Below are 22,644 nucleotides of genomic sequence, written 5' to 3' on the forward strand. Positions count from 1 at the left end.
CCAATGCAAATAGAATTGCGAAAAATTTAATAAGTCCTTTATTCTGCATTATTACTAAAAATTAATTATGTTTTATTGTTTGTTTTTGGTTCTAAATTCCCTAAAAATAAGCCCTGACATGAGATTTTAAAACTAAAAAATCGAGATCACGAATTACAACATTTTTTTTAAACCGAGCAAATATATAATTCTCGAAATGATTAAGCAATTTATTTATTAATTAATCTCAAAAAAAAGACTGCAAAAGTGCAGCCTTTTCCTTTTTTTATCAAATTCTTTATACTAAAATCGACTTTAAAGCATCATTCATGCTACGAACTGCATCTGCACTTTTAGCAAACAAAGCTTTCTCCTGATCGTTTAATTTAATATCCACGATCTCTTCAACTCCATTTTTACCAATTATACACGGAACTCCTATACAAATGTCATTTTGCCCATACTCGCCTTCTACAAAGACAGAACAAGCAATCATTTTTTTCTGATCATTTAAAATACTATCCACTAAATATGCCACAGAAGCTCCCGGCGCATACCAAGCAGATGTTCCTAAAAGTCCTGTAAGCGTTGCACCTCCAACCATTGTATCGGCCGCAACTTTTTGTAATATTTCTTCAGAAAGAAATTGTGAAACTGGAATTCCATTATAAGACGCTAAACGTGTTAATGGAATCATAGTAGTATCACCGTGTCCGCCAATCACCATAGCAGAAACATCATTTGCAGGCTTGTCTAAAGCAAGAGAAAGATAAGTTCTAAAACGAGAACTATCTAACGCACCTCCCATACCTATAATTCTATTTTTTGGTAAACCTGTTGCTTTTAAAGCTAAATAAGTCATAGTGTCCATTGGATTTGAAACTACAACAATTATAGTATTTGGAGAATGTTTCAATACATTTTCTGCAACAGTTTTTACAATTCCAGCGTTTATACCTATTAATTCTTCTCTGGTCATTCCTGGTTTTCTTGGAATTCCTGATGTAATTACAACTACATCACTTCCTGCAGTTTTAGAATAGTCGTTGGTTACACCTGATACTTTGGTATTAAAACCAGTATTGGTGGCGCATTGCATAATATCCAAAGCCTTACCCTCAGCAAAACCTTCTTTAATATCCAACAATACTACTTCACTTGCAATTCCTCTATACGAGATAACATCTGCACATGTAGCTCCAACATTTCCTGCTCCTACAATAGTAACTTTCATATTTTTTACTTTATCGGTTATTAATCTGTTTATTTATAAATCAACAATTCGTTTAATCGTTTAAGTAAATTTAAACAATTAAACGAATTGAAGGTTCTATTCTGTTTTATTATGCATCAATATTTGCGTAAACTGCATTTTTCTCGATAAATTCTCTACGCGGCGGTACTTCATCCCCCATTAACATTGAGAAAACTCGATCAGCTTCAGCTAAACTATCGATAGTTACTTGACGCAGTGTTCTAAAGCTTGGATCCATGGTTGTTTCCCATAACTGCTCCGCGTTCATCTCTCCAAGACCTTTATAACGTTGAATAGCAGCACTTCCTCCCATTCTTTCGTTAGCTTGATCACGTTGAACATCATTCCAAGCATATTCTTTCTTTTGACCTTTTTTAACTAAGTATAAAGGTGGTGCAGCAATATAAACGTGTCCTTCTTCTATAAGCTCTTTCATGAAACGGAAGAAGAATGTTAATATTAAGGTAGAAATGTGACTACCATCGACATCGGCATCACACATGATGATTACTTTGTGGTATCTTAGTTTCTCAAGATTTAATGCTTTACTATCTTCTGCAGTTCCAACTGTAACCCCTAAAGCCGTAAAGATATTACGAATCTCTTCGTTTTCAAATACTTTATGATGCATCGCTTTTTCAACATTCAAGATTTTACCACGTAATGGTAAAATCGCTTGAAAGTTACGATCACGTCCTTGTTTTGCTGTTCCACCAGCCGAATCTCCCTCGACTAGATAAACCTCACATCTTGCTGGATCTTGTTCTGAACAGTCAGATAATTTTCCTGGCAATCCACCGCCGCCCATTACAGTTTTACGCTGTACCATTTCACGCGCTTTTTTTGCTGCGTGACGTGCCTGAGCTGCTAAAATTACTTTTTGGATAATTATTTTTGCATCATTTGGATTTTCCTCCAAATAATTTTCTAACATTTCTCCAACAGCTTGAGAAACTGGAGAAACTACCTCTCTGTTTCCAAGTTTTGTTTTTGTTTGTCCTTCAAATTGAGGCTCAGCAACTTTTACCGAAATAATAGCTGTTAATCCTTCACGGAAGTCATCTCCCGCAATTTCGAATTTCAATTTATCCAACATTCCAGAAGCATCTGCATATTTTTTAAGGGTTCTTGTTAAACCACTTCTAAAACCTTGCAGGTGAGTTCCTCCTTCGTGTGTATTAATATTATTTACGTAAGAAAAAATATTCTCTGTATAACTTGTATTATAAATCAAGGCAACCTCAACAGGGATTTCACCTTTGTCGTGGTCCATGCTGATTACGTGAGAAATAATTGGCTCACGATTACCATCTAAATAACGAATGTATTCTTTAAGACCTTCTGTCGAATGAAATACTTCGCTTTTAAATTCGCCTTTCTCATCTACTTCTCTTTTGTCTGTAAACGTAATTGTAATTCCTTTATTCAAGAAAGAAAGCTCACGCATACGAGCTGATAAAGTATCATAAGAGAACTCTGTAGTTTGCGTAAAAATGGTATTATCAGGGTAAAAAGTCTGACGTGTACCTCTTTTTTCAGTCTCTCCTATTTGTTTAACTGGATATAGAGATTTTCCTCTTTCGTATTCTTGCTCGTAAATTTTACCTTCTCTAAAAACTGTCGATTTCATATGAACCGAAAGTGCGTTTACTACAGAAACCCCAACACCGTGAAGACCTCCAGAAACCTTATAAGAATCTTTATCAAATTTACCTCCGGCACCAATTTTAGTCATTACAACCTCTAGTGCAGAAACTCCTTCTTTTTTATGTAAATCAACAGGAATACCACGTCCGTTATCTTCAACTGTTACAGAGCCATCTTCGTTTATTGCAACACTAATCGTATCACAATGTCCTCCCATTGCCTCATCAATTGAGTTATCGACAACTTCATAAACCAAATGGTGCAGCCCTCGAACCCCTACATCTCCAATATACATCGATGGACGCATTCTTACGTGCTCCATTCCTTCTAATGCCTGAATACTATCTGCTGAATAATTGTTCTTCTTGATTTCTTCGCTCATATAATTTATTCTAAAAAATGTATTTATTGTCTAACACGCAAATATATAAAAACGCGGACTATATACCCATAAAATTCCGACTTAAAGCACTTAAGTTATCAACACAATTGTTTAAAAAATCAAAAAATAACCTCTAAATTCCAAAAAATAGCCTCTTAAAAAAATAAAACCAAAAATATCTTCATTTTTTTCAAACACGAATATTTTAAATTCCAAATCTCAAAACGGAAAACAACATAAAAGCAAAATCCGAAATAACAATTTAATGTTATTTCGGATTTTATAATTCATCCCAAATTGGATTTTATAAAGTTGGGAATTTTAACCTTTATTATTTTTTGTTAAAATCTCCAGCATAAATAGAAGTCATTTTATCCAAGCTTATATACTTTTTCAAAACAGCATTAATTTCTTCAATTTTCAACGCTTTTACTTTACTTTCAAGCGTATCATAATCCTCAAGGGGAGTTCCGTATTGAAGATAAGAATTTGTTAAAGCAATCAAAGTACCATCATTTCCTAATCTAGTTTTTCTTTCATTAAGCCAGCTTGTTAAATTTGATTTTAATTCTTCAGCCGTAAAACCATCTTTTAGTGCTTTTGAAATTTCTTCTTTAGCAGCAGTTTCAACTGCATTCTTTTTCGTTGGATTTAAAAAAGCATAATACAACCAATATGCAACATCGTTTGTAACTGGTACATTTATGAACGATCCCGCTCCATAACTAATTCCTTCTTTCTCCCTTAATCTCATCGGAATTCTGGCTGTTAAAAAACCTCCGCTTCCTAACATTTCATTCGCCATAACAAATGCCGGATAATCAGGACTTTTTAAGTTCATTTTAAAACTTATTTTTCCTATTGCAACAGCATTTTCTTTATCTGGCGTGATAAATTCTTTGTCTAACTTTTTTGTTTCAAAAAAAGTTGGCTGTGCCATCACATATTTTGATTTAGAATTCCATTTCCCAAATGTATTCTCTAAAATTTCTCCTGTAGTTTTTGCATCTAAATCCCCAACTACACTCCCAAATCCGTTGTTTCCTCCTAAGATATTATTATAAAAATCAACTATTTCTGATTGTTTTATCTTTTTATAAGCATCAATTTGTTCTTGAACTGTTGATGTATAAAAAATACTTTCTTTAGCATATTCTTCCGTTTGTTTTGAAACCTGAACAAAAGCAACAGCCTGAGGATCATTCAAACTAGATTCTAGATAAGTATTGTATTCGTTGATTGTTTTGGTTAACTCATTTTGAGGAAAAGTTGAATTCACCAATAAATCACCCAAAATCTCCATAACTTCCTTGAAACTTTCTTTGTATGTATTGATATTTACTGTCAAATTCTGCCCAGAATAATTAAAACTCAAACTAGACTTTAACTGATCTAATCGATCACTAATTTGCTCCTTAGTTTTAGTTTTAGTTCCTGTTTTTAGCAATTGCGCAAGGATCGCTCCAGTATTTGTTTTTCCTGCCAAGTCTTTTTCATTACTTACAGGAAACTTAAAACTAGCTTGCACTTTTCCGCCTTTTATTTCTTTTTTAATAAGACCATATTTTGCTCCATTGCTTAATTTTCCTTCAACAAAATTTTGTTTTAAGTTTTTTATAGAAGCTTCAAAAGCTGCGGTTTCTTTCTCTAAAGCTTTTCCTTTGTAGTCTTTTGTAAAAGCTGCTAACTGCTCATCTGTATATTCTGAAGGTTTAACTCTTTGCTCGTCTTTTGATGGAACAAATATCCCGATTGTTCTGTTATTACTTCTAAAATATCTCTCTGCAACTCTTTGAATATCCTCTTTTGTCAGGTTTTCGATTGCATCTCTATACAAAAAGCCCAATCTATAATCGCCCGCACCAATAATTTCAGTAAGATTTATGGCAAATGAAATAGTATTATTTTTTACACTTTCAATTTGCTTAATAAGTTTCGCTTTAGCTCTATTTACATCTTCATCTGTGTATTTTGTAGAAGCTATCTTATCCAACTCTGTTCTTACTAAATCTTTTGTCGCTACTACATCCTTATCATTAGGAACTGCAACTCCAAAATACATAAAACTAGCATCTCTAGTTGTTGGCTGCCAGAAATATATACTAGATACTTTTTGAGTTTCTACCAACGCTTTGTACAAATATCCTGAAGGATCTGAAGTCAAAATTTCACCTAAAGCATCAATCGCCGCATAATCTTTATCGACATAAGCTGCTGTATGATACAAAGCTCCAACATTTTTACTGTCACCAGCTCTTTTAAGTTCTACATACTTTTCACCGTCTTGCGCTGGTTCAATCGTATATGTTTTATTTAAAACTCGCTTAGGTTTTGCAATTGCACCAAAATACTGCCCAATATACTGCAATGCTTTTTGCTCGTCAAATTTACCTGCAATAATCAAAGTCGCATTGTCTGGCTGATAGTATTTTTCATAAAAAACTCTAAGTGTATTCGCTTTTACTCTTTCTATATCTTCTTTACTTCCAATAGTGCTATTTCCGTAATTATGCCAAAGATAAGCTGTCGATAAAATTCTTTCCTGTAAAACCCCGTCAGGATTATTCTCTCCTATTTCAAATTCGTTTCGAACTACCGAAAATTCTTTATCTAAATCAGTTTGCAAAATGGTAGCATTTATCATTCTGTCAGCTTCCATTTCAACACTCCATTTTAAGTTTTCATCAGTAGATGGAAAAACTTCATAATAATTAGTACGATCTAACCAAGTAGTTCCATTTGCACTTCCTCCTTTATCAGAAAGCATTTTTTTAATATCACCAAGATTTTTTGTACTCTTAAAAAGCATATGCTCTAATAAATGCGCCATTCCTTTTTCGCCGTAACCTTCATGTCTCGATCCTACATTATAAACAATATTCACAACCATATTGCTTTGTGAAGCATCTGGAATCAAAAGAACTTTCAATCCATTATTCAAAGAATATTCTTTTACACCTTCAACATTTTTGATGTATTTTGGTGTTTCAATCTTTTGTGCATTAACAGAACTCATGGAGACAAACGCACAATACAACGCTCCACTTAGTAATAATTTTCTCATAGGTAATAGTTAGTGATTAAATAAGCAGTATTTTTTTTGGTACTCAAATATAGTATTTTTCCTAACCAAGGCAAATTGAAATTAACTTACTTTTAGCATTTTACTTTTTAGATAAACTTCTAACATACTGCTTAGTAAAACCTCTTAATTCTAAACCAAAAAAAATCCGAAACTCACCTTTAAAAGGTAGTTTCGGATTTTTTATATTCTATTTTAAGATTTTAAATCAAAATAGAAACATGGATTTCCAACTTTAGATTGCTAATCCTGATTTTACGGTTTCCACATCATCTGCAACGTGCGCCGCATTTGCTCTTCCGCTTGGATCAAGATTATCCTGCCATTTCGGAATCCATTTTCTAACGGTTTGTCCCGCACTAACCTGCGGATAGTACTTATGAAATATTGATCTATAATAATAAGCTTCTTTTGTTGTTGGTGTATTATACGGAAATTCTCCCGCCGCACCAGCCAATTGCTCATCTGTAACTTGAGACGAACAATATTCTATAAGTTCATCAACCCAGCGATATCCAACTCCATCAGAAAATTGTTCTTTTTGTCTCCATAAAACACTCTCAGGCAAATAAGGATCTTCTGGTGTATCAAAAGCTTTACGCAAAATGTATTTTTCAATTCCATCATACATTTTAGGCTGTTTCTCTTCCGTTTTAATTCGAATTGCAGCATCTAAAAAATGGGAATCCAGAAACGGAATTCTAGCTTCTATTCCATTTGCCATTGTTGCTTTATCGGCACGAAGTAAATCAGCTGTAAATAGCTTCTGAACTCTTTCAATTGTTTCATCTTGAAATTCTTCTGCCGAAGGTGCATTTCTAAAATACAAATGACCTCCAAAAATTTCATCAGCACCTTCTCCTGAAAATATTATTTTTATTCCTTTCTCGCTGATAGCTTTCGATAATAAGTACATTGGAACTCCTGAACGTACTGAAATAATATCGTACGTTTCTATGTGATAAATCACTTTTTCTAATGCTTCTACACCTTCTTCAACAGTAAAATGAACTTCATGATGATCTGTTCCTAAAAATTCAGCAGCTTTTCGAGCCTTTTTATTATCTGGTGAATCAGCATCTAAACCAATAGAAAATGTTGACAGTTTTTTACCTTCTTCTTTAAAGAAACGTGAAGCAATAGAGGATATTAAAGAAGAATCTAAACCTCCTGATAATATAGCACCAACCGGCACATTACCCATCAAGCGCTTACGAACAGCTTCTACGAATGTTTTACGAATCACATCTAAATTTAAAGACTGATTAGCCTTTGCACGATCTTCATATTCTGGATTGTAATATTTTACAAAACCTTTTTTTGCTGTATAATAATGTCCTGGAGGAAATGTTGAAAACGACTTACATTGGTCTGCTATCGATTTCATTTCTGAAGCAAAATATATTCTTCCTCTTTCATCCAAACCATAATACAAAGGTTTAACACCAATTGGATCACGTCCGGCAATATAATTATCACCATCAATAATTACAAAAGCAAAATCTCCGTCTAACTTATTACAAAAATCATATCCAAATTCTTCATACAAATGCACGATAACCTCAGAATCTGAATTTGTTCTGAATGTATGCTCTTTTAAAATCGTATTTTTTAATTCCTGATAATTATAAATTTCACCATCATGAACCATCCAGGCTTTTTTAGTTCCCTGAATAGGTTGTTTCCCTGACTGCAAATCTATTATAGATAAACTTTCATGGCAAAGTATACTGCCATTTTCCATAATCTGTAAATCACTCTCATCGGGACCACGATATGACATTCTTTTAGAAAGCTCTTTTACAAGCTGCGGGTCTTTTCCTTTGCCTATAACGGCTAATAATCCAGACATACTATTCTATTTTTTTATTATATTCCCTTCAATGAAAATTCAAATTGAATCCAACATTAAAAAATCATTAAAATTTCTATTAAAAGCAAAGCTAAATATTAATTCTTTCTTTTCTAATTTTTTAGTATTAAAAAATGCGTTGATTTTATTTTATTTTGATAAATATCAAATATAAAAGAAAAGCAAAATCAATTTTCAATTTTTCACGCTTAAAAAACTAAAAATCAAACAATTTAACATTCTTAGACAAGAAAAACGTCCTCGGTTAGAGAACGTCTTTCATCAAAATATACTAATTCTAAAATAAACTTTTTTATGCTTTAGCGTAAGCATCATCATGAACGCTTGCAACTGCTCTTCCAGAAGGATCGTTCATGTTTTTAAATGCTTCATCCCATTCTAAAGCGATTTTTGTACTACAAGCTACACTTGCTTCTTGAGGTACACATAATGCTGCTGCGTCACTTGGAAAGTGCTCTGCAAAAATAGAACGATAGTAGTACTCTTCTTTTGACGTTGGCGTTTGCAATGGAAATTTGTATTTTGCATTTGCCAATTGCTCATCCGAAACTTCTCTGCCAACCACTTCTTTCAAAGTATCAATCCAGCTGTATCCTACTCCATCAGAAAACTGTTCTTTTTGTCTCCATGCAACACTTTCTGGAAGCATATCTTCAAAAGCTTTACGAACAACCCATTTTTCCATTGGATGTTCTTTGTTGATCATTTTATCTTGCGGGTTGATGCGCATTGCAACATCCATAAATTCTTTATCCAAGAAAGGAACACGCCCTTCAATTCCCCATGCAGCTAAACTTTTGTTAGCACGCAAACAGTCGTACATATGAAGTTTTCCTAATTTACGAACGTTTTCTTCGTGAAATTCTCTTGCGTTTGGTGCTTTATGGAAATATAAATATCCTCCAAATAACTCATCTGCACCTTCACCAGACAACACCATTTTAATTCCCATTGATTTGATAACTCTTGCCATTAACCACATCGGAGTTGAAGCTCTTACTGTAGTAACATCATAAGTTTCAAGGTTGTAAATTACATCACGAACAGCATCCAAACCTTCTTGAATTGTAAATTTAATTTCGTGGTGAATCGTTCCAATATGATCTGCTACTTTTCTTGCTGCTGCTAAATCCGGCGAACCTTCTAAACCAACCGAGAAAGAGTGTAATTGCGGATACCAAGCATCTGTAGTATCATCTGACTCAATACGTTTTTGCGCAAATTTTTTGGCTACAGCCGAAGTAATAGAAGAATCTAAACCTCCCGAAAGTAAAACTCCGTAAGGAACATCACTCATTAATTGTCTATGAACCGCAGCTTCTAACGCTTTTTTGATTTCTGGAATACTAGTCTCGTTATCTTTTACTGCATCATATTCTGTCCAGTCTCTTTTGTACCATTGTACAAATTCACCATCTTTACTTGTCATATAATGCCCTGGAGGAAACAACTCAATTTTTGTACAGTATCCTTCTAAAGCTTTTAATTCTGAAGCTACATAAAAAGTTCCGTGCTGATCCCAACCGATATACAAAGGAATAATTCCCATATGGTCACGAGCAATAAAATACTCATCTTTATCAACATCATAAATAGCAAATCCGAAGATTCCGTTCATTTCGTCAACAAAATGAGGTCCTTTTTCTTTGTAAAGAGCCAAGATCACTTCGCAGTCACTTTCTGTTTGAAAGTTATATCTTCCTTCAAATTGTTTACGCAATTCTCTGTGGTTGTAAATTTCACCATTTGCAGCCAAAACCAATTTTTTATCTTCTGTAAATAAAGGTTGTTTTCCTGAAGCTGGATCTACAATAGCCAAACGCTCATGAGAAAGAATAGCTTTATCATTGCTGTAAATTCCGCTCCAGTCCGGTCCGCGGTGACGAATGATTTTAGACATTTCTAATACTTGAGGTCTTAAAGTCTCGGCTTTTTGTTTTAGATCAAAGGCACATACAATTCCACACATAATCTTATATTTTTATTTTTAAATTTTAATTTGATAAGGCAAAGATGCAATATCAGTTACAATTGAAAAACACAAATATCAAATTCAGTTACAATTTAAAACCATAAAACAAATTTTACATACAAAATGTAAAATTTTAACATCAAAAAAAGGGCTAAACTTATAATTTTTAATTTCAGAGATAAAACATGAGTAAAATTGAAGGTTTTACACAAATGTTTGAATTAAATATTTAGATATTTAAAAAACACTAAAAATATACCAAAGCACAAAGAAATTTTCTCAATATTGTCATTTCGACTGAAAGGAGACTATTGCAGTTATGGCAATGCTTTAAAAAAATAGATTATTCCTAAAACTATAAACGTAATTATAGTAGTCCAATTTTTGAACGTCTTAAAATTAACTTCAGATTTATATCGTTTATTATTTTCTAAAACATCTTTTTTCCACAGTTTATGAAGTTTATAAAAAGCAAAAGAGGCTCCAAATAAAGAAAAACTGCATATTAAATAAGGATAATCCATTAGCTAATTTCTTGAATGAGATACTTTGTACCGTTAATCTCAAACTCAAAACCAACTTTATTTCCCATTAAATGATTTCCCAACGGAGATTGCGGAGAAAGCGCAATAACATTAATACCGTCGATTGTAATTTTAGGAAGCGCAACACTTAAGTACAAATAGATTCCATTTGCTTTTACCAGACTTCCTAAAATAATATTCTCGGTAGTCTTTAGAGGATCAATCTTATCTAAAATTGCTTTCTGCGCAATTGCTTCTTTTAATTTATTGGTCAATTTTTCCTGTTCGATATGCATCATCGACAAAGCCGTTTCGTGCTTATCGCCGGCCGATCCTTTTGCATCGTTTTTAGAATCTTCTGTCAATCCGGAAATCATGTCTTTAAAAACATCAATTCGATCCTGAACCATTTGTAGATAATGATTGTATATTTTTTCTTTGAATTCCATTCTTTAAAGGTACTTAGGTTCTGAGCTGCAAAGGTGCAAAGGTTTTTTCTCTTGGTCTATTTTTTTTATTCAAAAAAAGTACTTGGATAAATCACGTTTCCGCTGACACCAAACAATCCATTTTCAGTCAAAGAGACCACCATACAGTTTTCTGCAGGAACATCAAAAGGCATTTTGATATTGTATTTTTCACAAAGTTCATAACCAAATCTCGGGTAATAGTCTTGATGTCCCAATAAAATAACCGACTTATATCCTAACTTTTTTGCTGTTTCATGACCGTATAAAATAAGTTTTGAGCCAATTCCTTTTCCTTGAAATTCTGGCAAAACCGAAACTGGAGCGAGCGCTAAAGACTGAAATGATTGAGATTCATTTTTAATCTCCAATTTTGTAAATAAAATATGTCCGACGATTTTATTCTCAATTTCGGCAACAATAGATAACTCAGGAATGAAAGCTTCCGATTTTCGCAGTCTTTCAACCAAAAATTGCTCTTTGTGATCGCTGTATTCTTCCTTTTCAAAAGCCTTTTCTATTAACTCAAAAACACTTTTATAATCATTTTCATTTTCTTGTCTAAGTTTGATTTCCATCTTTTCTAAAGTTACAAAGGTTCTACGTTACAAAGATGCAAAGGTTTTATACAGTCACAAAAAAAGTCAGCCAGGAATTACACAAATTTTTACGAATTATAAAACACAAAGTTCGCAAAGCTTTGTATTGAACCAGCTTTGCGAACTTTGTGTTTTTCAAACGCAGTAATAAGTAAAATCTTAGCTCCCGATAGCTATTGAGATTGCGGTTAAGAATCCTTAAAAATCAAATTTATAATTTCCTCCAGCTAGAACCTGAAATCCTTGTACCGGATAATTCAACCATCTTTCATAAGCTTGATTTCCTATATTATTCAGTTTTAAGAAGAAAGTCAAACGTTCACTGTATTTGTATCCTAAATGTGCATTAGCATCAAAATAACTTTTTAATGTAATTGGATTTCCAAGAGCTGCTACATTCAAATTAGTCTGCATGTCTTTACGTTCTCCTACATAAAAAACATTTAAACCAGCGTACCATTGTTTAGTAATATTAACATCTAGATTTGAACTCAATTTCATAGAAGGCAGATTCCATGCTTCTAAACCGTCTGTTTTATAACTATTAAAAGTTCCGTTGATTCCAAAAGAAACATTTTGAGAAAAATCAGCTTTTAATTCTCCGTAGAAACGCAAAGTTCTAACATCATCATAAATCACCCCAAATGAGTTTCCAAAAGCATAATTCTGATTCGAAAAATCTTCTGTATAATCATTGCTTTTAAACAATGCTTTGTCCTTTTCATTCAAATAAGAAGCGGTTAAATTATAATTGATATTATTTGCCAGTTTACCTTTTAATCCTGCAAAAACATTATACTGAGTACTGCTTGGCTTCATATTTAAAGTTGGAGATAAAAATGGATTTTGAGTAACAAAATCAGCATAAGAGTTTTGATTCAAACTTCCATTTACTCCTGTATAAAAAATCATTAAATCACCTACCAATTTGTATGAAGCATTTACTTTTGGATAAACAAAAAACTTATTACCGCTGTTTTCTGAATCTAAAGCATAAAATAATCCCGCTCCTAACTCTAGCGTCCATTCGTTTTCATGAATCACAAAACTAGGTTCAACTCCAAAATTTGTTAAACTATATTTTAATGGCTCAACATTATTATACGCATAATTATGATCGAACGAACCACTAACGTGATCTACAATAATATTGGTATTGATTGCCTGATCCATAACATCGACTTTAAAAGTCGGTTTTAAATAAAAACGATTCTCTGAAGAAGAAAAACTATCCGAAAAATGTGTAAATCTCGCATCGATTTTATTAAAAATACTTTCGCTAAACTCTACATTTCCTCCTAATGAAATAGTATTATAAGAATGATTTGGATTAATTCCTCGAATCAAATCTTCTTGCGTTGCCGGCGGAAGCGTCATTCCAAAATCAGAAGGCAGACCATACCAGTTATAAATTTGGTTTTGATAACCCAAATCAACTCCCCAAGATACATCACGATTAATTACGCCGTAACCTACATTCAATGCCGTATCATAAAACTCATCGTTCAGATTAACATCTTTAATTCCACCTTGCGAAGAATGATGACGAAACATTCCTGCTAAATAATCATTATTTCCTAAATCCTGCGTTACAAATAACTCTGCGTTTAATGTTCCGTAATTCCCAACACCTAAAGTCGCATAATTATTAAACAATCTTTCCTTTTTTGATTTTTCAACGCCTTCAGCTTTTCCTTTTGATGGTGTAAAAGTCGACGCTACAGGAACTGATAAAATACTATATTTTATCGTTTCTTTAGGCTGATTTCCAGCATCGTCCAGCGAAGGAGTTTCTTTTACTTTAAAAGCGTCTGAGATTGTCGGCGAATAAGGTTTTACCACATTTACAGTTTCAGTTCCGATGTTTTCATTTTTCTTTTGAGAAAATGAAAGCTGACCAACAAGCAACACTAGTAAAACGATGATTTTATTTCGGCAATTAATTTTCATATATCTTTTTTTTTGTAAAATGTCTTTTGTAAAATGTGAAATGTAAACTCTAAAAAACTCCTCCAGAAACATTGCACTTCTCACATTTCACTTTTTACATCTTAACAATTATCTAATTTTCTAATTCTTTAATTTTTAAGCTTCCCACTCGCCTTTTGCAATAAATTGAGCTTTTCCTCCTATTTTAATATCAAAGTCATTCTCCTTTAATTCTCCTTTAAAATAAATTTCTGAAGGACGATTAATATAATCTCCTTGATAATTAACTATTTCAAGTTGTGGCTTATGATATTTTAATAAAAATGCCTGTAAACAAGTGCTCGCACTTCCTGTTGCTGCATCTTCAACTAATTGGTTATGTTCAATACACAACATTCTGCTGAACAATTTTGAACCTTCTAAATAATAGAAATACAATGCTCTGTGTGAAGTTTTACAATTCTTCTTCAACCATTCATCGGTTTTATCTTTGTCTAAAACCAAATCTTCAAGCGCTCTTTTACTGCTTAATCCAACCATTACAAAAGCACTTCCGGTTGTAACTTCCTGAATTGGAAATTGATTTTCAAAATCGTGATTTTTCAAATTACTGAATACTGAAAAATCTTCTTTCGAAAAAATGTCCCAAAATTTTGGCTGTGCTGCTTTTAACCAAATCAAACCTTCCGATTGATGAATTGAAATAGGTCCAATTGGCACATTTAGTTTTATACTTTCTGGCGAATTATCAAATACTTTATTCATCAAAACCCATGAAGTTCCAATTATCGGATGTCCTGCAAACTGCATTTCATGAGCAGGAGTAAATATTTTTATCTCGGCTTTATTATTTTCTTTATCCAGTTTGGTTACAAATGTGCTTTCTGCAAAATTTATTTCTCTTGCAATCTGCTGCATTTCTTCCTTACTTAAATTTTCTGCATCTAAAAAAACCGCTAACTGATTTCCAGCATATTTTTTATCTGCAAAAACATCAACTATATAAAAAGGTAAACTCATTTCTTTCTTTTTTTTAGAGAATTGAGGAAAGAATAAAGAGGAAAGACTTTAGCAATCTTTCTTCTTGCTTCTATTCTCTTGCTTCTATTCTCTTTTTTCTTATTTATTAATCGACGAATTGGTTTTAGACTCTTCCAATTTGATCGCACTCAACTCTTTTTTAGCCTCTTCAACAACATCTGGAAAATCTGTAAAATTGTTAATTACGTTATCCAAAATATAAGTTGCCTGATAGCTGTCTTTTAATCCGTAGAAATTTTTAGCCATTAAAACCAAACCTTTTGCTCCATAATATTTATAAGCCGAATAATTCTTCGCTAATTTTTGTACAGATACATTTGAAGCATCAAACTTGCCCTCTTTCGTTTTAAAATAAGCATCATAATACAAAGCTTCTGCTGCTAATTCTCCTTTTGAAGTTGCCGAAAGTTTTGCATAAGCCGCTTTTGCTTTTTCTTCTTCACCAGTCTGCATTGCCGCACGCGCAACTATAATTTGAGCATCAGCTTTTACGTTTGCATCCGTTTTTACATTCTGTAATACTTTATCAGCATACACAACTGAATTATTATAATCTTTTTTATCATAATAACATTTCATCAAATTAGCCTGTGCAAAACTTTTATTTTGAGGAAAATCAGCTTCGTTTTCTAAACGTACTAGAACCGGAATCGATTTATCACAGTCTTTTGCTTTTAGGTAAATTTGAGCCAATCTGCTTAACGATTGTTCTGTAAATTCACTTCTTGGCTGATCAATAACATATTGATAATTTGTTGCCGCTTTTGTTTCAGAACCTTCAGCATAAGTCAGCTGTGCCAAATAAAAGTTAGCTTCAAGTGCGTGTAATCCTGATGGAAATTTACTCACATAACCTGCAAAACCAGTAATTGCAGCTTTATTGTTGCTTTGACTGTATTGTTTAAAAGCGGCATCGTAAGTATCATTATCCAACTCAGCATCTGTAACCGAAACGAAATCCAATGTTCGAACCCAAGTTGCATATTCGTCCACTTTTCCTGAATCAACATAAATCAATCTCGCAGTCGAAACAGCTTCAAGCGCTTCTGGTGTTTTTGGAAATTCTGCTGCCACTTTTTTAAACTTCGTTAAAGCTTGTTCGTCACGATCTGAATTGTAATAAATCAAACCTTGTTTTAAAATCGATTTTGAAGTAAACGAACCATTTTTATATTCTGAAATCAGCTGATCGAAAGTTTTAATCGCTAGATCATTCTTTTTATCAGCCACATAAGTATTTCCTAATTCATACAAAGCATCATCACGATACTCTGATTTTTTATACATTTTAAGAAAGTTATTCAACTCAGCAATTTTCTGATCGTTTTTAGACATAAAACCGTAAGAAAGTGCTTTTTGAAATTGTGCGTAATCAGCATCAACTCCTTTTGCATCAATTGCTTTTCCGTAAGCTTCATTCGCCTGTGCATATTTTGAAGTTACAAAACGAGAATCTCCTAAACGCAAATACGAATCGTTTAAACGAACTTTATCTTCTTTTGAATTATCAATTTGAGCTTGAAATGAATTAGCCGCCTGATCGTATTCTTTCAGTTTAAAATAAGTATAACCAATATTATAATTGATGTTTTTATATTCAGCAGTAGATTTTGCCGCAGCAAGTCCAGCAAACTGTTTGTAAGTCAACAATGCATTTTGAAAATCATCCGCAACATACTCTGTTTCGGCTTTCCAGAAAGTAGCACGAGCTGTAAACTCAGGCGTTTTTTGTTCGCTGATTGCATTTTTAAACATTTTTGCAGCCTCAGTGTAATTCGATTCATTAAACAATTCTACACCTCTGTAAAAAAGTACTTTTTGATAAGCCGCTTTATTTTCTGCAGTTCTATTTTTTTCCAATAAAGTCAAAGCCTCTTTATAGTTTTTTGTAGAAATATAAGAATCTACTAAAAGTTTCTCTACCTCTGCTCTGCTGGAATTATTTGGATACTTTTTCAAGAAATCAAGTAAAACACCAGGAACAGTTTGATAAGCGTTTCCAATATCATAACTCACTTTAGCGTAATTTAATGCTGCATCTTCCTGAATCTGCGCATTAAAATCCATTTCCGAAGCATTTTTAAACGCATTCAACGCTTCTTGTTTTTTACCCGTATTCAAATAACTCAAACCTAAGTGATAGTAAGCATTTTGAGCCACAAAATCTTTTCCTTCGATAATTTTATTGAATTGCGAAATTGCTTTTTCGTAGTTTTTCTGCTCATAATAAGCATAACCTAACTGATAAAAATCGGTATTATTCCACTTTCCTTTTTTACCTTCATATTGTTCTAAAAACGGAATCGCTTTATCGTATTGTTTTAAATTGAAATAGCTTTCGCCAATAATTTTATTCAATTCAGATTTTTCCATCGCATTTGATTTCGCCATTGCTTTTTGACCCAAATCGATTGCTTTTTGGAAATTTCCAAGTTTAAAATTCATATCGGCCTGATAATACGAAAGCTTTTCTTTGTATTTTTCTTCACCCGAAACTTCATCAAAATACTTAGTTGCTTCTTTGTAATCGTCGCCTTCATAAGCCATAAATCCTAAATAGTATTTAGCCTGAGAACCAAACACAGGAGAATTCACTACTTTATTAAAATAAGTTGTGGCTTCTTTTTTCTTTTTAGCATTAAAATAGCTGTATCCTTTTTGGAAATTAAATTTATCTGAGTCAGATTTACTCATGTAACTTTCATCTACTTTATCAAACCATTGCAATGCTTTTGGATAATTTCCTTGTTCAAAGAAATATTGCGCAACTTCAATGTAAGCCTGATTTTGCTTTGTACTTGTTGGATAATCGTCAACAAACTTCGCCATTAACTCATCGGCATTAACCTGATTTGTTCTAATAGCGCAATTAGCAATGTAATAAGCACAATCAGATTTTACTTCTTCAGTATCAGCATGATTTTTTACATACTGAAAAATATGTTGTGCCGAAGCATATTGTTTATCATTATATAAAGCCAGTGCTTTGTCAAAATCCTTTAAATCGTAAGTATAAATAGCTGATTTTTGTGCTGAAATCGTGGTCGAGATAAGGATAATTTGGAATAAAAAGAACCAGGAAAGTTTACGCATTTTAGTTTTATTTAGTATTCAAATTTATCATTTTATACCGTTTATAACGAAACGTTTCAGACTTTTATTATGAACAAAAAATTAAGATCTACAGTTTAAAAGCATAATTCAAAGCATATAAGTCCTATAAGTAATTATAAGTCAAGAGTTTTATAATCTTTTTCCAACGCTGAGAAATCATGTAAGCTGCCGTAGTAAAAATCCCAAACAAACATCTCTAAAATGAACTTATAGGACTTATATGGTTTAAAATCACATTTCGATTTTTTATAAGAAATGATTGAAATTTATTTTGAATCCAACCGTTATCTTATTACTTTTACCAATCAAATCAATTTTATTATGTCACAAACCGTACTGTCTCTTAAAGAAGTCACTATATATCAAGAAGGAAGAAAAATTTTATCTCACATTAATTTAGATGTTCAGCATGGTGAATTTATTTACATCATTGGTAAAACCGGTTCTGGAAAAAGTAGTTTCTTAAAAACTTTATACGCAGATTTACCGCTTACGGAAGGTGAAGGTCACATAGTCGATTTTGATTTGGCTACTTTAAAAGAAAATGATATTCCGTATTTAAGACGTAAAATTGGAATTGTTTTTCAAGATTTCAAATTGCTTCCAGACCGTTCTGTAAAAGACAATATGCTTTTTGTTTTAAGAGCAACCGGCTGGGTTGACAAAGAAGGAATGGAACGTAAAATTGATGAAGTTCTGGATAAAGTGGGCATGAAAGAATATCTTAACAAAATGCCTCACCAACTTTCTGGAGGAGAGCAGCAGCGTGTTGCGATCGCAAGAGCTTTGCTTAACGATCCAGAATTTATTTTAGCCGATGAACCAACAGGAAATCTTGATCCTCAAACGAGTTCAGAAGTTTTAGAAGTGCTAAAAACGATTAATGCTAATGGTAAAACTATTATCATGGCGACTCACGATTATGCATTATTGATGAAATTTCCATCTAAAACATTAAAATGTGAAGATGAAAGAATCTTTGAAGTAGTGCAAAGAAACGTGTAAATGCTTTCGATTTTAATTCCGGTTTACAATCAAAATGTTTTATCGCTCGTTAACGAACTCGTAAAGCAATGCAGTTTCTGTGGAATTCATTTTGAAATAATTGCTCAAGATGACGCCTCAAATTCTGTACTAAACAAGGAAAATGAGTCTATAAATTCTTTGCAGAATTCCTCTTTTATTTCTTTAGAAAAAAACATTGGATTAAGCTCTAATCGAAATTTACTTGTTTCAAAAGCTAAATACGAGAATCTTCTTTTTATTGATGGAGATTCTATTATTATCAATTCCCGTTTTATACAAAATTATCTCGATAATACTTCTTTCGATATCGTTTACGGCGGCAGAATTCATCCGCTGAAAGTCGAATCTAAAGAACAAAAATTAAGATGGAAATATGGACGATTGATTGAAGATAAAACTGTTTCTCAAAGAAATTCTTCTGTTTTCAAAACTCTGATGTTCAATAATACTTTGATCAAAAAAGATTGTTTTAACACTATACAATTTGATTCTGATTTAACAAAATACGGTCACGAAGACACTCTTTTTGCTTTTCAAGTCAGTAAATCAAACTTTAGTGTAAAACATATTGATAATGCTGTTGAACATGGAGAAATTGACAGCAGTAAAACTTACGTTTCAAAAGTAAAAAATAGTTTGGAAAACCTGATTATTTTAGATCAAAAAAAACAAATTGATCCTAGTTTTGTAAAAATATTATACGCACACAATCTGCTAAAAAAATATAAACTAAAATTTGCTTTAGACTTGTTTTACAGCGCTTTTAATCGAATTATTTACAAACAATTAAATTCTAACAATCCTTCCTTAACACTGTTGAACGTATTCAAAATAAGTTATATCTGCAGTTTAAAATAAAATCACCACTAATCTAACAATCTACTGGCTGTAATTGTTTTATCTATTCATTTCTTTCGAATCCTAAAACATTTTATTTAAACAAATAGGAACATAGATTTTACAGCAAAAAAGTATACAGTAAAGAAATACACTTCTTTCACATAAGCATACTTTGTGTTTTTTAATCAAATGAAATGCTTTTTTTTTATAAGAAACTAGAACCTATCCAGATAGCTATCGGGACTATGCGTTTAAATTAACTACCTGAAACAGAAATATAGTTACAAACTTTCCAGCAGTTTCTTCCATTTTTCCATTACAGCATCTATCTCGTAAAGCTTCATAGATTCTTTTGCATTTGAACTTACTTGTTTTCGTACATTTTCATTCTCAATCAAAACTGAAATTTTCTCTGCAAACCATTCTATATTTCCGTCAGGAACCAAAAATCCATTTGTTTCATTAGTAATAATAGATCTTGGACCCGCGGGACCATCGTAAGCAATACAAGGCAATCCTAAAGACATTGCTTCAACCAAAGTCATAGAAAAAGCTTCAAATCGAGAAGTTATAACGAAAATAGAAGCTTCTAAATATATACTCTCAATGTTTTTTTGAAAGGGGAAAAAATTAACTCCAGAACTTAATCCTAAACGAACAACCTCTTTCTTCAACGAATCGATTTCATCTGTATAAATATCCAAAACCCAGTCCGAATGCTTTTCATTTATTTTTGACCAAATGGGCAATAATCGGTCTAAACCTTTTTCGTATGAATTTCTGGCAATGGCAATTACTTTTTTGTTTTGTAAAAAAGCTGTTACTTCTGTTTTAATCCAAGACGGATTAGGAATTACAACTGCATTTTTCGCATTCCATTCTTTTAAATTCTCATTTGATAAAACAACAACTTGGATAAACTTTTGCGCACCAAAATCTTTAAAACGATATTTTATACTTGAAACTAATTTCGACAAGAAACCTGATTTCTGCTGTTTCTCTTCAATAAATTTAGAGCTGTGACATTCTAGAATAATTGGACGTTTTGTACTAATTAAAAAAGGAAAAACAAATGCTTTTAAACCGTTATCTGCAACTAAAATAACATCAGGATTTATTTCCTGTATTTTTTGATTGATTTGTTTCTGATAGGATTTTAAGAACTTAAAAGCATTTCCTTGCAGCGCAATAGAATGAAATACAACTTTAGAATTGAAGTCATAAAAAGGCAATTTGTCCGTTTCATTTTGAGACAAAACATGAATTTCATAATTGAAATGTTCTATAAAATAATTGGCTTTAATGGATAAAACTCTCGCAACACCATCAGCATTTTTAATTGTGGGAACAATATAAAGCAGTTTCATTTCTTAGACTTCAAAAAAGTTTCATAATCCCTGACATAATCCATTTCCTCAAAAACATCTGAAGCTAATACAAGACAAACTGAACCAGAAGAAAAGTTTTCTAATTCACGCCAAATTCCATTTGGTAAATGCAATCCAACATTTGGTTTATTGAGTAAATAGCTTTTTTTCTCCTTTCCGTCATTTACAATCACTTCAAAACTACCGCTCAAAGCAATTAAAACCTTGTGCTGATCAACATGCGAATGTCCGCCTCGAAAAGCTGTGCTTGGAACATCAAAAAGATAATAAACCCGCTTGAATTCAAAAGGTAAAATTCCGTTTTGAATAAAAGCCAGATTTCCGCTTAAGTCTTCTACTACAGGAATTTTAATCAATGTTATGTCTTGAATTGTGGTCATATTTTTAGTTCAAATTCATTAAATTCAGCCATTGTTCGCCAATTTTTTCTAATAAAAAAGGGCTCACACTTTTAATTGTATTTTGCTTACAGTGATTATACAAATTCTCATCTGAAACAAACAAATTCATGGCGCTGGCTAATTTTTCCCAATTTTGATTTTCTACTAAAATACCATTTTCAAAAGAAGAAATCATATCTCTGGGACCAAAATCACAATCGAATGAAACAACTGGAGTTCCGCACGCCAAAGCTTCTAAAATAACATTTGGAAAACCTTCATTTTTACTGCTTAGAACTAAGAATTTTGCTTTACTGAAATATTTAAATGGATTGTTCTGAAAACCTAAAAGATGAACAAAATCAGTACTATTATTCTCTAAAATTGCTTTTCTGAGTTTGTTTTCGTTTCCATTTCCAATAATAACCAAATGAATTTTATTTCGAGGCAAATCAGATTCAGCGTAACTCGAAATGAGTTTGTTAAACTGTTTTATTTCATTTTCAAACTGTCCTATTGCAATTATAAAATCAAACTGTAAATCTATCTTTTCATTCTGTTTTTGCTCAATCTCATCAAAGTTCACAGGATTTGCAATTGTTACAACATTTTTTAATTGATGTTTAGTTTCTATCAGCGTTTTCATTTCTTCAGTAATGGCAGCATTCGCAAAACAATGATTGTACATTAATCGTGTCAGCCAAGAATTATTGGGCATATAATGATCGATTAAAAAGCTGTGAACCGTAAAAATAGTCTTTGTATTGTAAATAAATCGAGCCAAAATAAGCTCTTGAATAACCTTAGTCCGAAAGCGAAAATCAATAATAAAATCAAATTGATTTTGATTCAAATAATCCCTTAAAACCTTTAATCTTCTGGCTTTATTAAAAAAACCATTGCTTTTATTTTTGAGTAAACCCAGGTTTACCAATTTCCCAGAATAGGGATAGCTAACTTCGTCTAAAACAATAATTAAATCAACTTCAAAACCTTTGCTTTCAAAAAAAACAGATAAGTTTGCCATCACTTTTTCGCTTCCGCCTCCGCTTAAGCGATAACCAATCAGCGCAATTTTCTTTTTTTTGTGAGACAATATCATTCGTGATTTCTTATTTTCGTATCAAATATAACTTTTTAAAATAA

General features: G+C 32.3%; 15 protein-coding genes. 2 read left to right on the forward strand and 13 right to left on the reverse strand.

The window, feature by feature from the left end; all coding sequences use genetic code 11:
- Positions 1 to 277: 277 nt before the first annotated feature.
- From mdh to B0A81_RS16565, 10 genes are all read right to left on the reverse strand, one after another.
- Entirely contained in the window at positions 278 to 1,213 is a 936-nt protein-coding gene (gene mdh, locus B0A81_RS16510; protein WP_089059045.1) for a malate dehydrogenase, read from the reverse strand.
- Positions 1,214 to 1,322: 109 nt separating this feature from the next.
- Positions 1,323 to 3,263: a DNA topoisomerase (ATP-hydrolyzing) subunit B gene (gene gyrB, locus B0A81_RS16515; protein WP_089059046.1), complete on the reverse strand. Its 1,941-nt coding sequence runs from the start codon at positions 3,261 to 3,263 to the stop codon at positions 1,323 to 1,325.
- Positions 3,264 to 3,594: 331 nt separating this feature from the next.
- On the reverse strand, positions 3,595 to 6,327 hold the full coding sequence (locus B0A81_RS16520) for a M16 family metallopeptidase (RefSeq protein ID WP_089059047.1): 2,733 nt from the start codon (positions 6,325 to 6,327) through the stop codon (positions 3,595 to 3,597).
- Positions 6,328 to 6,580: 253 nt separating this feature from the next.
- Entirely contained in the window at positions 6,581 to 8,197 is a 1,617-nt protein-coding gene (gene asnB / locus B0A81_RS16525) for an asparagine synthase B (RefSeq protein WP_089059048.1), read from the reverse strand.
- 313 nt (positions 8,198 to 8,510) lie between these two features.
- Positions 8,511 to 10,187 (reverse strand): asparagine synthase B, encoded by a 1,677-nt coding sequence (asnB, locus tag B0A81_RS16530; RefSeq protein ID WP_089059049.1) that lies wholly within the window; start codon positions 10,185 to 10,187, stop codon positions 8,511 to 8,513.
- Between the two features lie 526 nt (positions 10,188 to 10,713).
- Positions 10,714 to 11,163, reverse strand: a complete 450-nt coding sequence (locus tag B0A81_RS16540; protein ID WP_089059051.1) for a hypothetical protein — start codon at positions 11,161 to 11,163, stop codon at positions 10,714 to 10,716.
- A gap of 65 nt (positions 11,164 to 11,228) precedes the next feature.
- A complete protein-coding gene (locus tag B0A81_RS16545) occupies positions 11,229 to 11,759 on the reverse strand; it encodes a GNAT family N-acetyltransferase (RefSeq protein WP_089059052.1) in 531 nt (176 codons plus the stop codon).
- Between the two features lie 219 nt (positions 11,760 to 11,978).
- The gene (locus tag B0A81_RS16555; RefSeq protein ID WP_089059078.1) at positions 11,979 to 13,730 is read right to left on the reverse strand and encodes a TonB-dependent receptor; all 1,752 of its coding nucleotides are present in this window, start codon (positions 13,728 to 13,730) and stop codon (positions 11,979 to 11,981) included.
- 135 nt (positions 13,731 to 13,865) lie between these two features.
- A complete protein-coding gene (locus B0A81_RS16560) occupies positions 13,866 to 14,729 on the reverse strand; it encodes a PhzF family phenazine biosynthesis protein (RefSeq protein WP_089059054.1) in 864 nt (287 codons plus the stop codon).
- 99 nt (positions 14,730 to 14,828) lie between these two features.
- Positions 14,829 to 17,843, reverse strand: a complete 3,015-nt coding sequence (locus B0A81_RS16565; protein WP_089059055.1) for a tetratricopeptide repeat protein — start codon at positions 17,841 to 17,843, stop codon at positions 14,829 to 14,831.
- A 342-nt stretch (positions 17,844 to 18,185) separates the two neighbouring features.
- Between B0A81_RS16565 and B0A81_RS16570 the strand changes: the two genes are divergently transcribed.
- A complete protein-coding gene (locus B0A81_RS16570; RefSeq protein WP_089059079.1) occupies positions 18,186 to 18,869 on the forward strand; it encodes a cell division ATP-binding protein FtsE in 684 nt (227 codons plus the stop codon).
- Positions 18,870 to 19,748, forward strand: a complete 879-nt coding sequence (locus B0A81_RS16575) for a glycosyltransferase family 2 protein (RefSeq protein ID WP_089059056.1) — start codon at positions 18,870 to 18,872, stop codon at positions 19,746 to 19,748.
- 263 nt (positions 19,749 to 20,011) lie between these two features.
- Here the strand turns inward: B0A81_RS16575 and B0A81_RS16580 are convergent, their stop codons facing one another.
- Genes B0A81_RS16580 through B0A81_RS16590 form a run of 3 tightly spaced genes read right to left on the reverse strand, consistent with a single transcriptional unit; the run spans position 20,012 to position 22,600 of the window.
- Complete coding sequence (locus tag B0A81_RS16580) at positions 20,012 to 21,097, reverse strand: glycosyltransferase family 4 protein (protein WP_089059057.1); 1,086 nt, start codon at positions 21,095 to 21,097, stop codon at positions 20,012 to 20,014.
- Positions 21,094 to 21,498, reverse strand: a complete 405-nt coding sequence (locus B0A81_RS16585; protein WP_089059058.1) for a sugar 3,4-ketoisomerase — start codon at positions 21,496 to 21,498, stop codon at positions 21,094 to 21,096. The genes B0A81_RS16580 and B0A81_RS16585 overlap by 4 nt, the downstream gene beginning before the upstream one ends.
- A gap of 4 nt (positions 21,499 to 21,502) precedes the next feature.
- Positions 21,503 to 22,600 (reverse strand): glycosyltransferase, encoded by a 1,098-nt coding sequence (locus B0A81_RS16590; protein ID WP_089059059.1) that lies wholly within the window; start codon positions 22,598 to 22,600, stop codon positions 21,503 to 21,505.
- Between the last annotated feature and the right edge of the window lie 44 nt (positions 22,601 to 22,644).

The organism is Flavobacterium plurextorum (assembly GCF_002217395.1).
Classification (GTDB): Bacteria; Bacteroidota; Bacteroidia; order Flavobacteriales; family Flavobacteriaceae; genus Flavobacterium; species Flavobacterium plurextorum.

Coding starts and splice junctions, on each gene's coding strand:
- mdh (WP_089059045.1), bottom strand. CDS start 1,213: ATGAAAGTTACTATTGTAGGAGCAGGAAATGTTGGAGCTACATGTGCA.
- B0A81_RS16565 (WP_089059055.1), bottom strand. CDS start 17,843: ATGCGTAAACTTTCCTGGTTCTTTTTATTCCAAATTATCCTTATCTCG.
- B0A81_RS16560 (WP_089059054.1), bottom strand. CDS start 14,729: ATGAGTTTACCTTTTTATATAGTTGATGTTTTTGCAGATAAAAAATAT.
- B0A81_RS16590 (WP_089059059.1), bottom strand. CDS start 22,600: ATGATATTGTCTCACAAAAAAAAGAAAATTGCGCTGATTGGTTATCGC.
- gyrB (WP_089059046.1), bottom strand. CDS start 3,263: ATGAGCGAAGAAATCAAGAAGAACAATTATTCAGCAGATAGTATTCAG.
- B0A81_RS16555 (WP_089059078.1), bottom strand. CDS start 13,730: ATGAAAATTAATTGCCGAAATAAAATCATCGTTTTACTAGTGTTGCTT.
- B0A81_RS16580 (WP_089059057.1), bottom strand. CDS start 21,097: ATGAAACTGCTTTATATTGTTCCCACAATTAAAAATGCTGATGGTGTT.
- B0A81_RS16575 (WP_089059056.1), top strand. CDS start 18,870: ATGCTTTCGATTTTAATTCCGGTTTACAATCAAAATGTTTTATCGCTC.
- B0A81_RS16545 (WP_089059052.1), bottom strand. CDS start 11,759: ATGGAAATCAAACTTAGACAAGAAAATGAAAATGATTATAAAAGTGTT.
- B0A81_RS16540 (WP_089059051.1), bottom strand. CDS start 11,163: ATGGAATTCAAAGAAAAAATATACAATCATTATCTACAAATGGTTCAG.
- B0A81_RS16585 (WP_089059058.1), bottom strand. CDS start 21,498: ATGACCACAATTCAAGACATAACATTGATTAAAATTCCTGTAGTAGAA.
- B0A81_RS16570 (WP_089059079.1), top strand. CDS start 18,186: ATGTCACAAACCGTACTGTCTCTTAAAGAAGTCACTATATATCAAGAA.
- B0A81_RS16520 (WP_089059047.1), bottom strand. CDS start 6,327: ATGAGAAAATTATTACTAAGTGGAGCGTTGTATTGTGCGTTTGTCTCC.
- asnB (WP_089059049.1), bottom strand. CDS start 10,187: ATGTGTGGAATTGTATGTGCCTTTGATCTAAAACAAAAAGCCGAGACT.
- asnB (WP_089059048.1), bottom strand. CDS start 8,197: ATGTCTGGATTATTAGCCGTTATAGGCAAAGGAAAAGACCCGCAGCTT.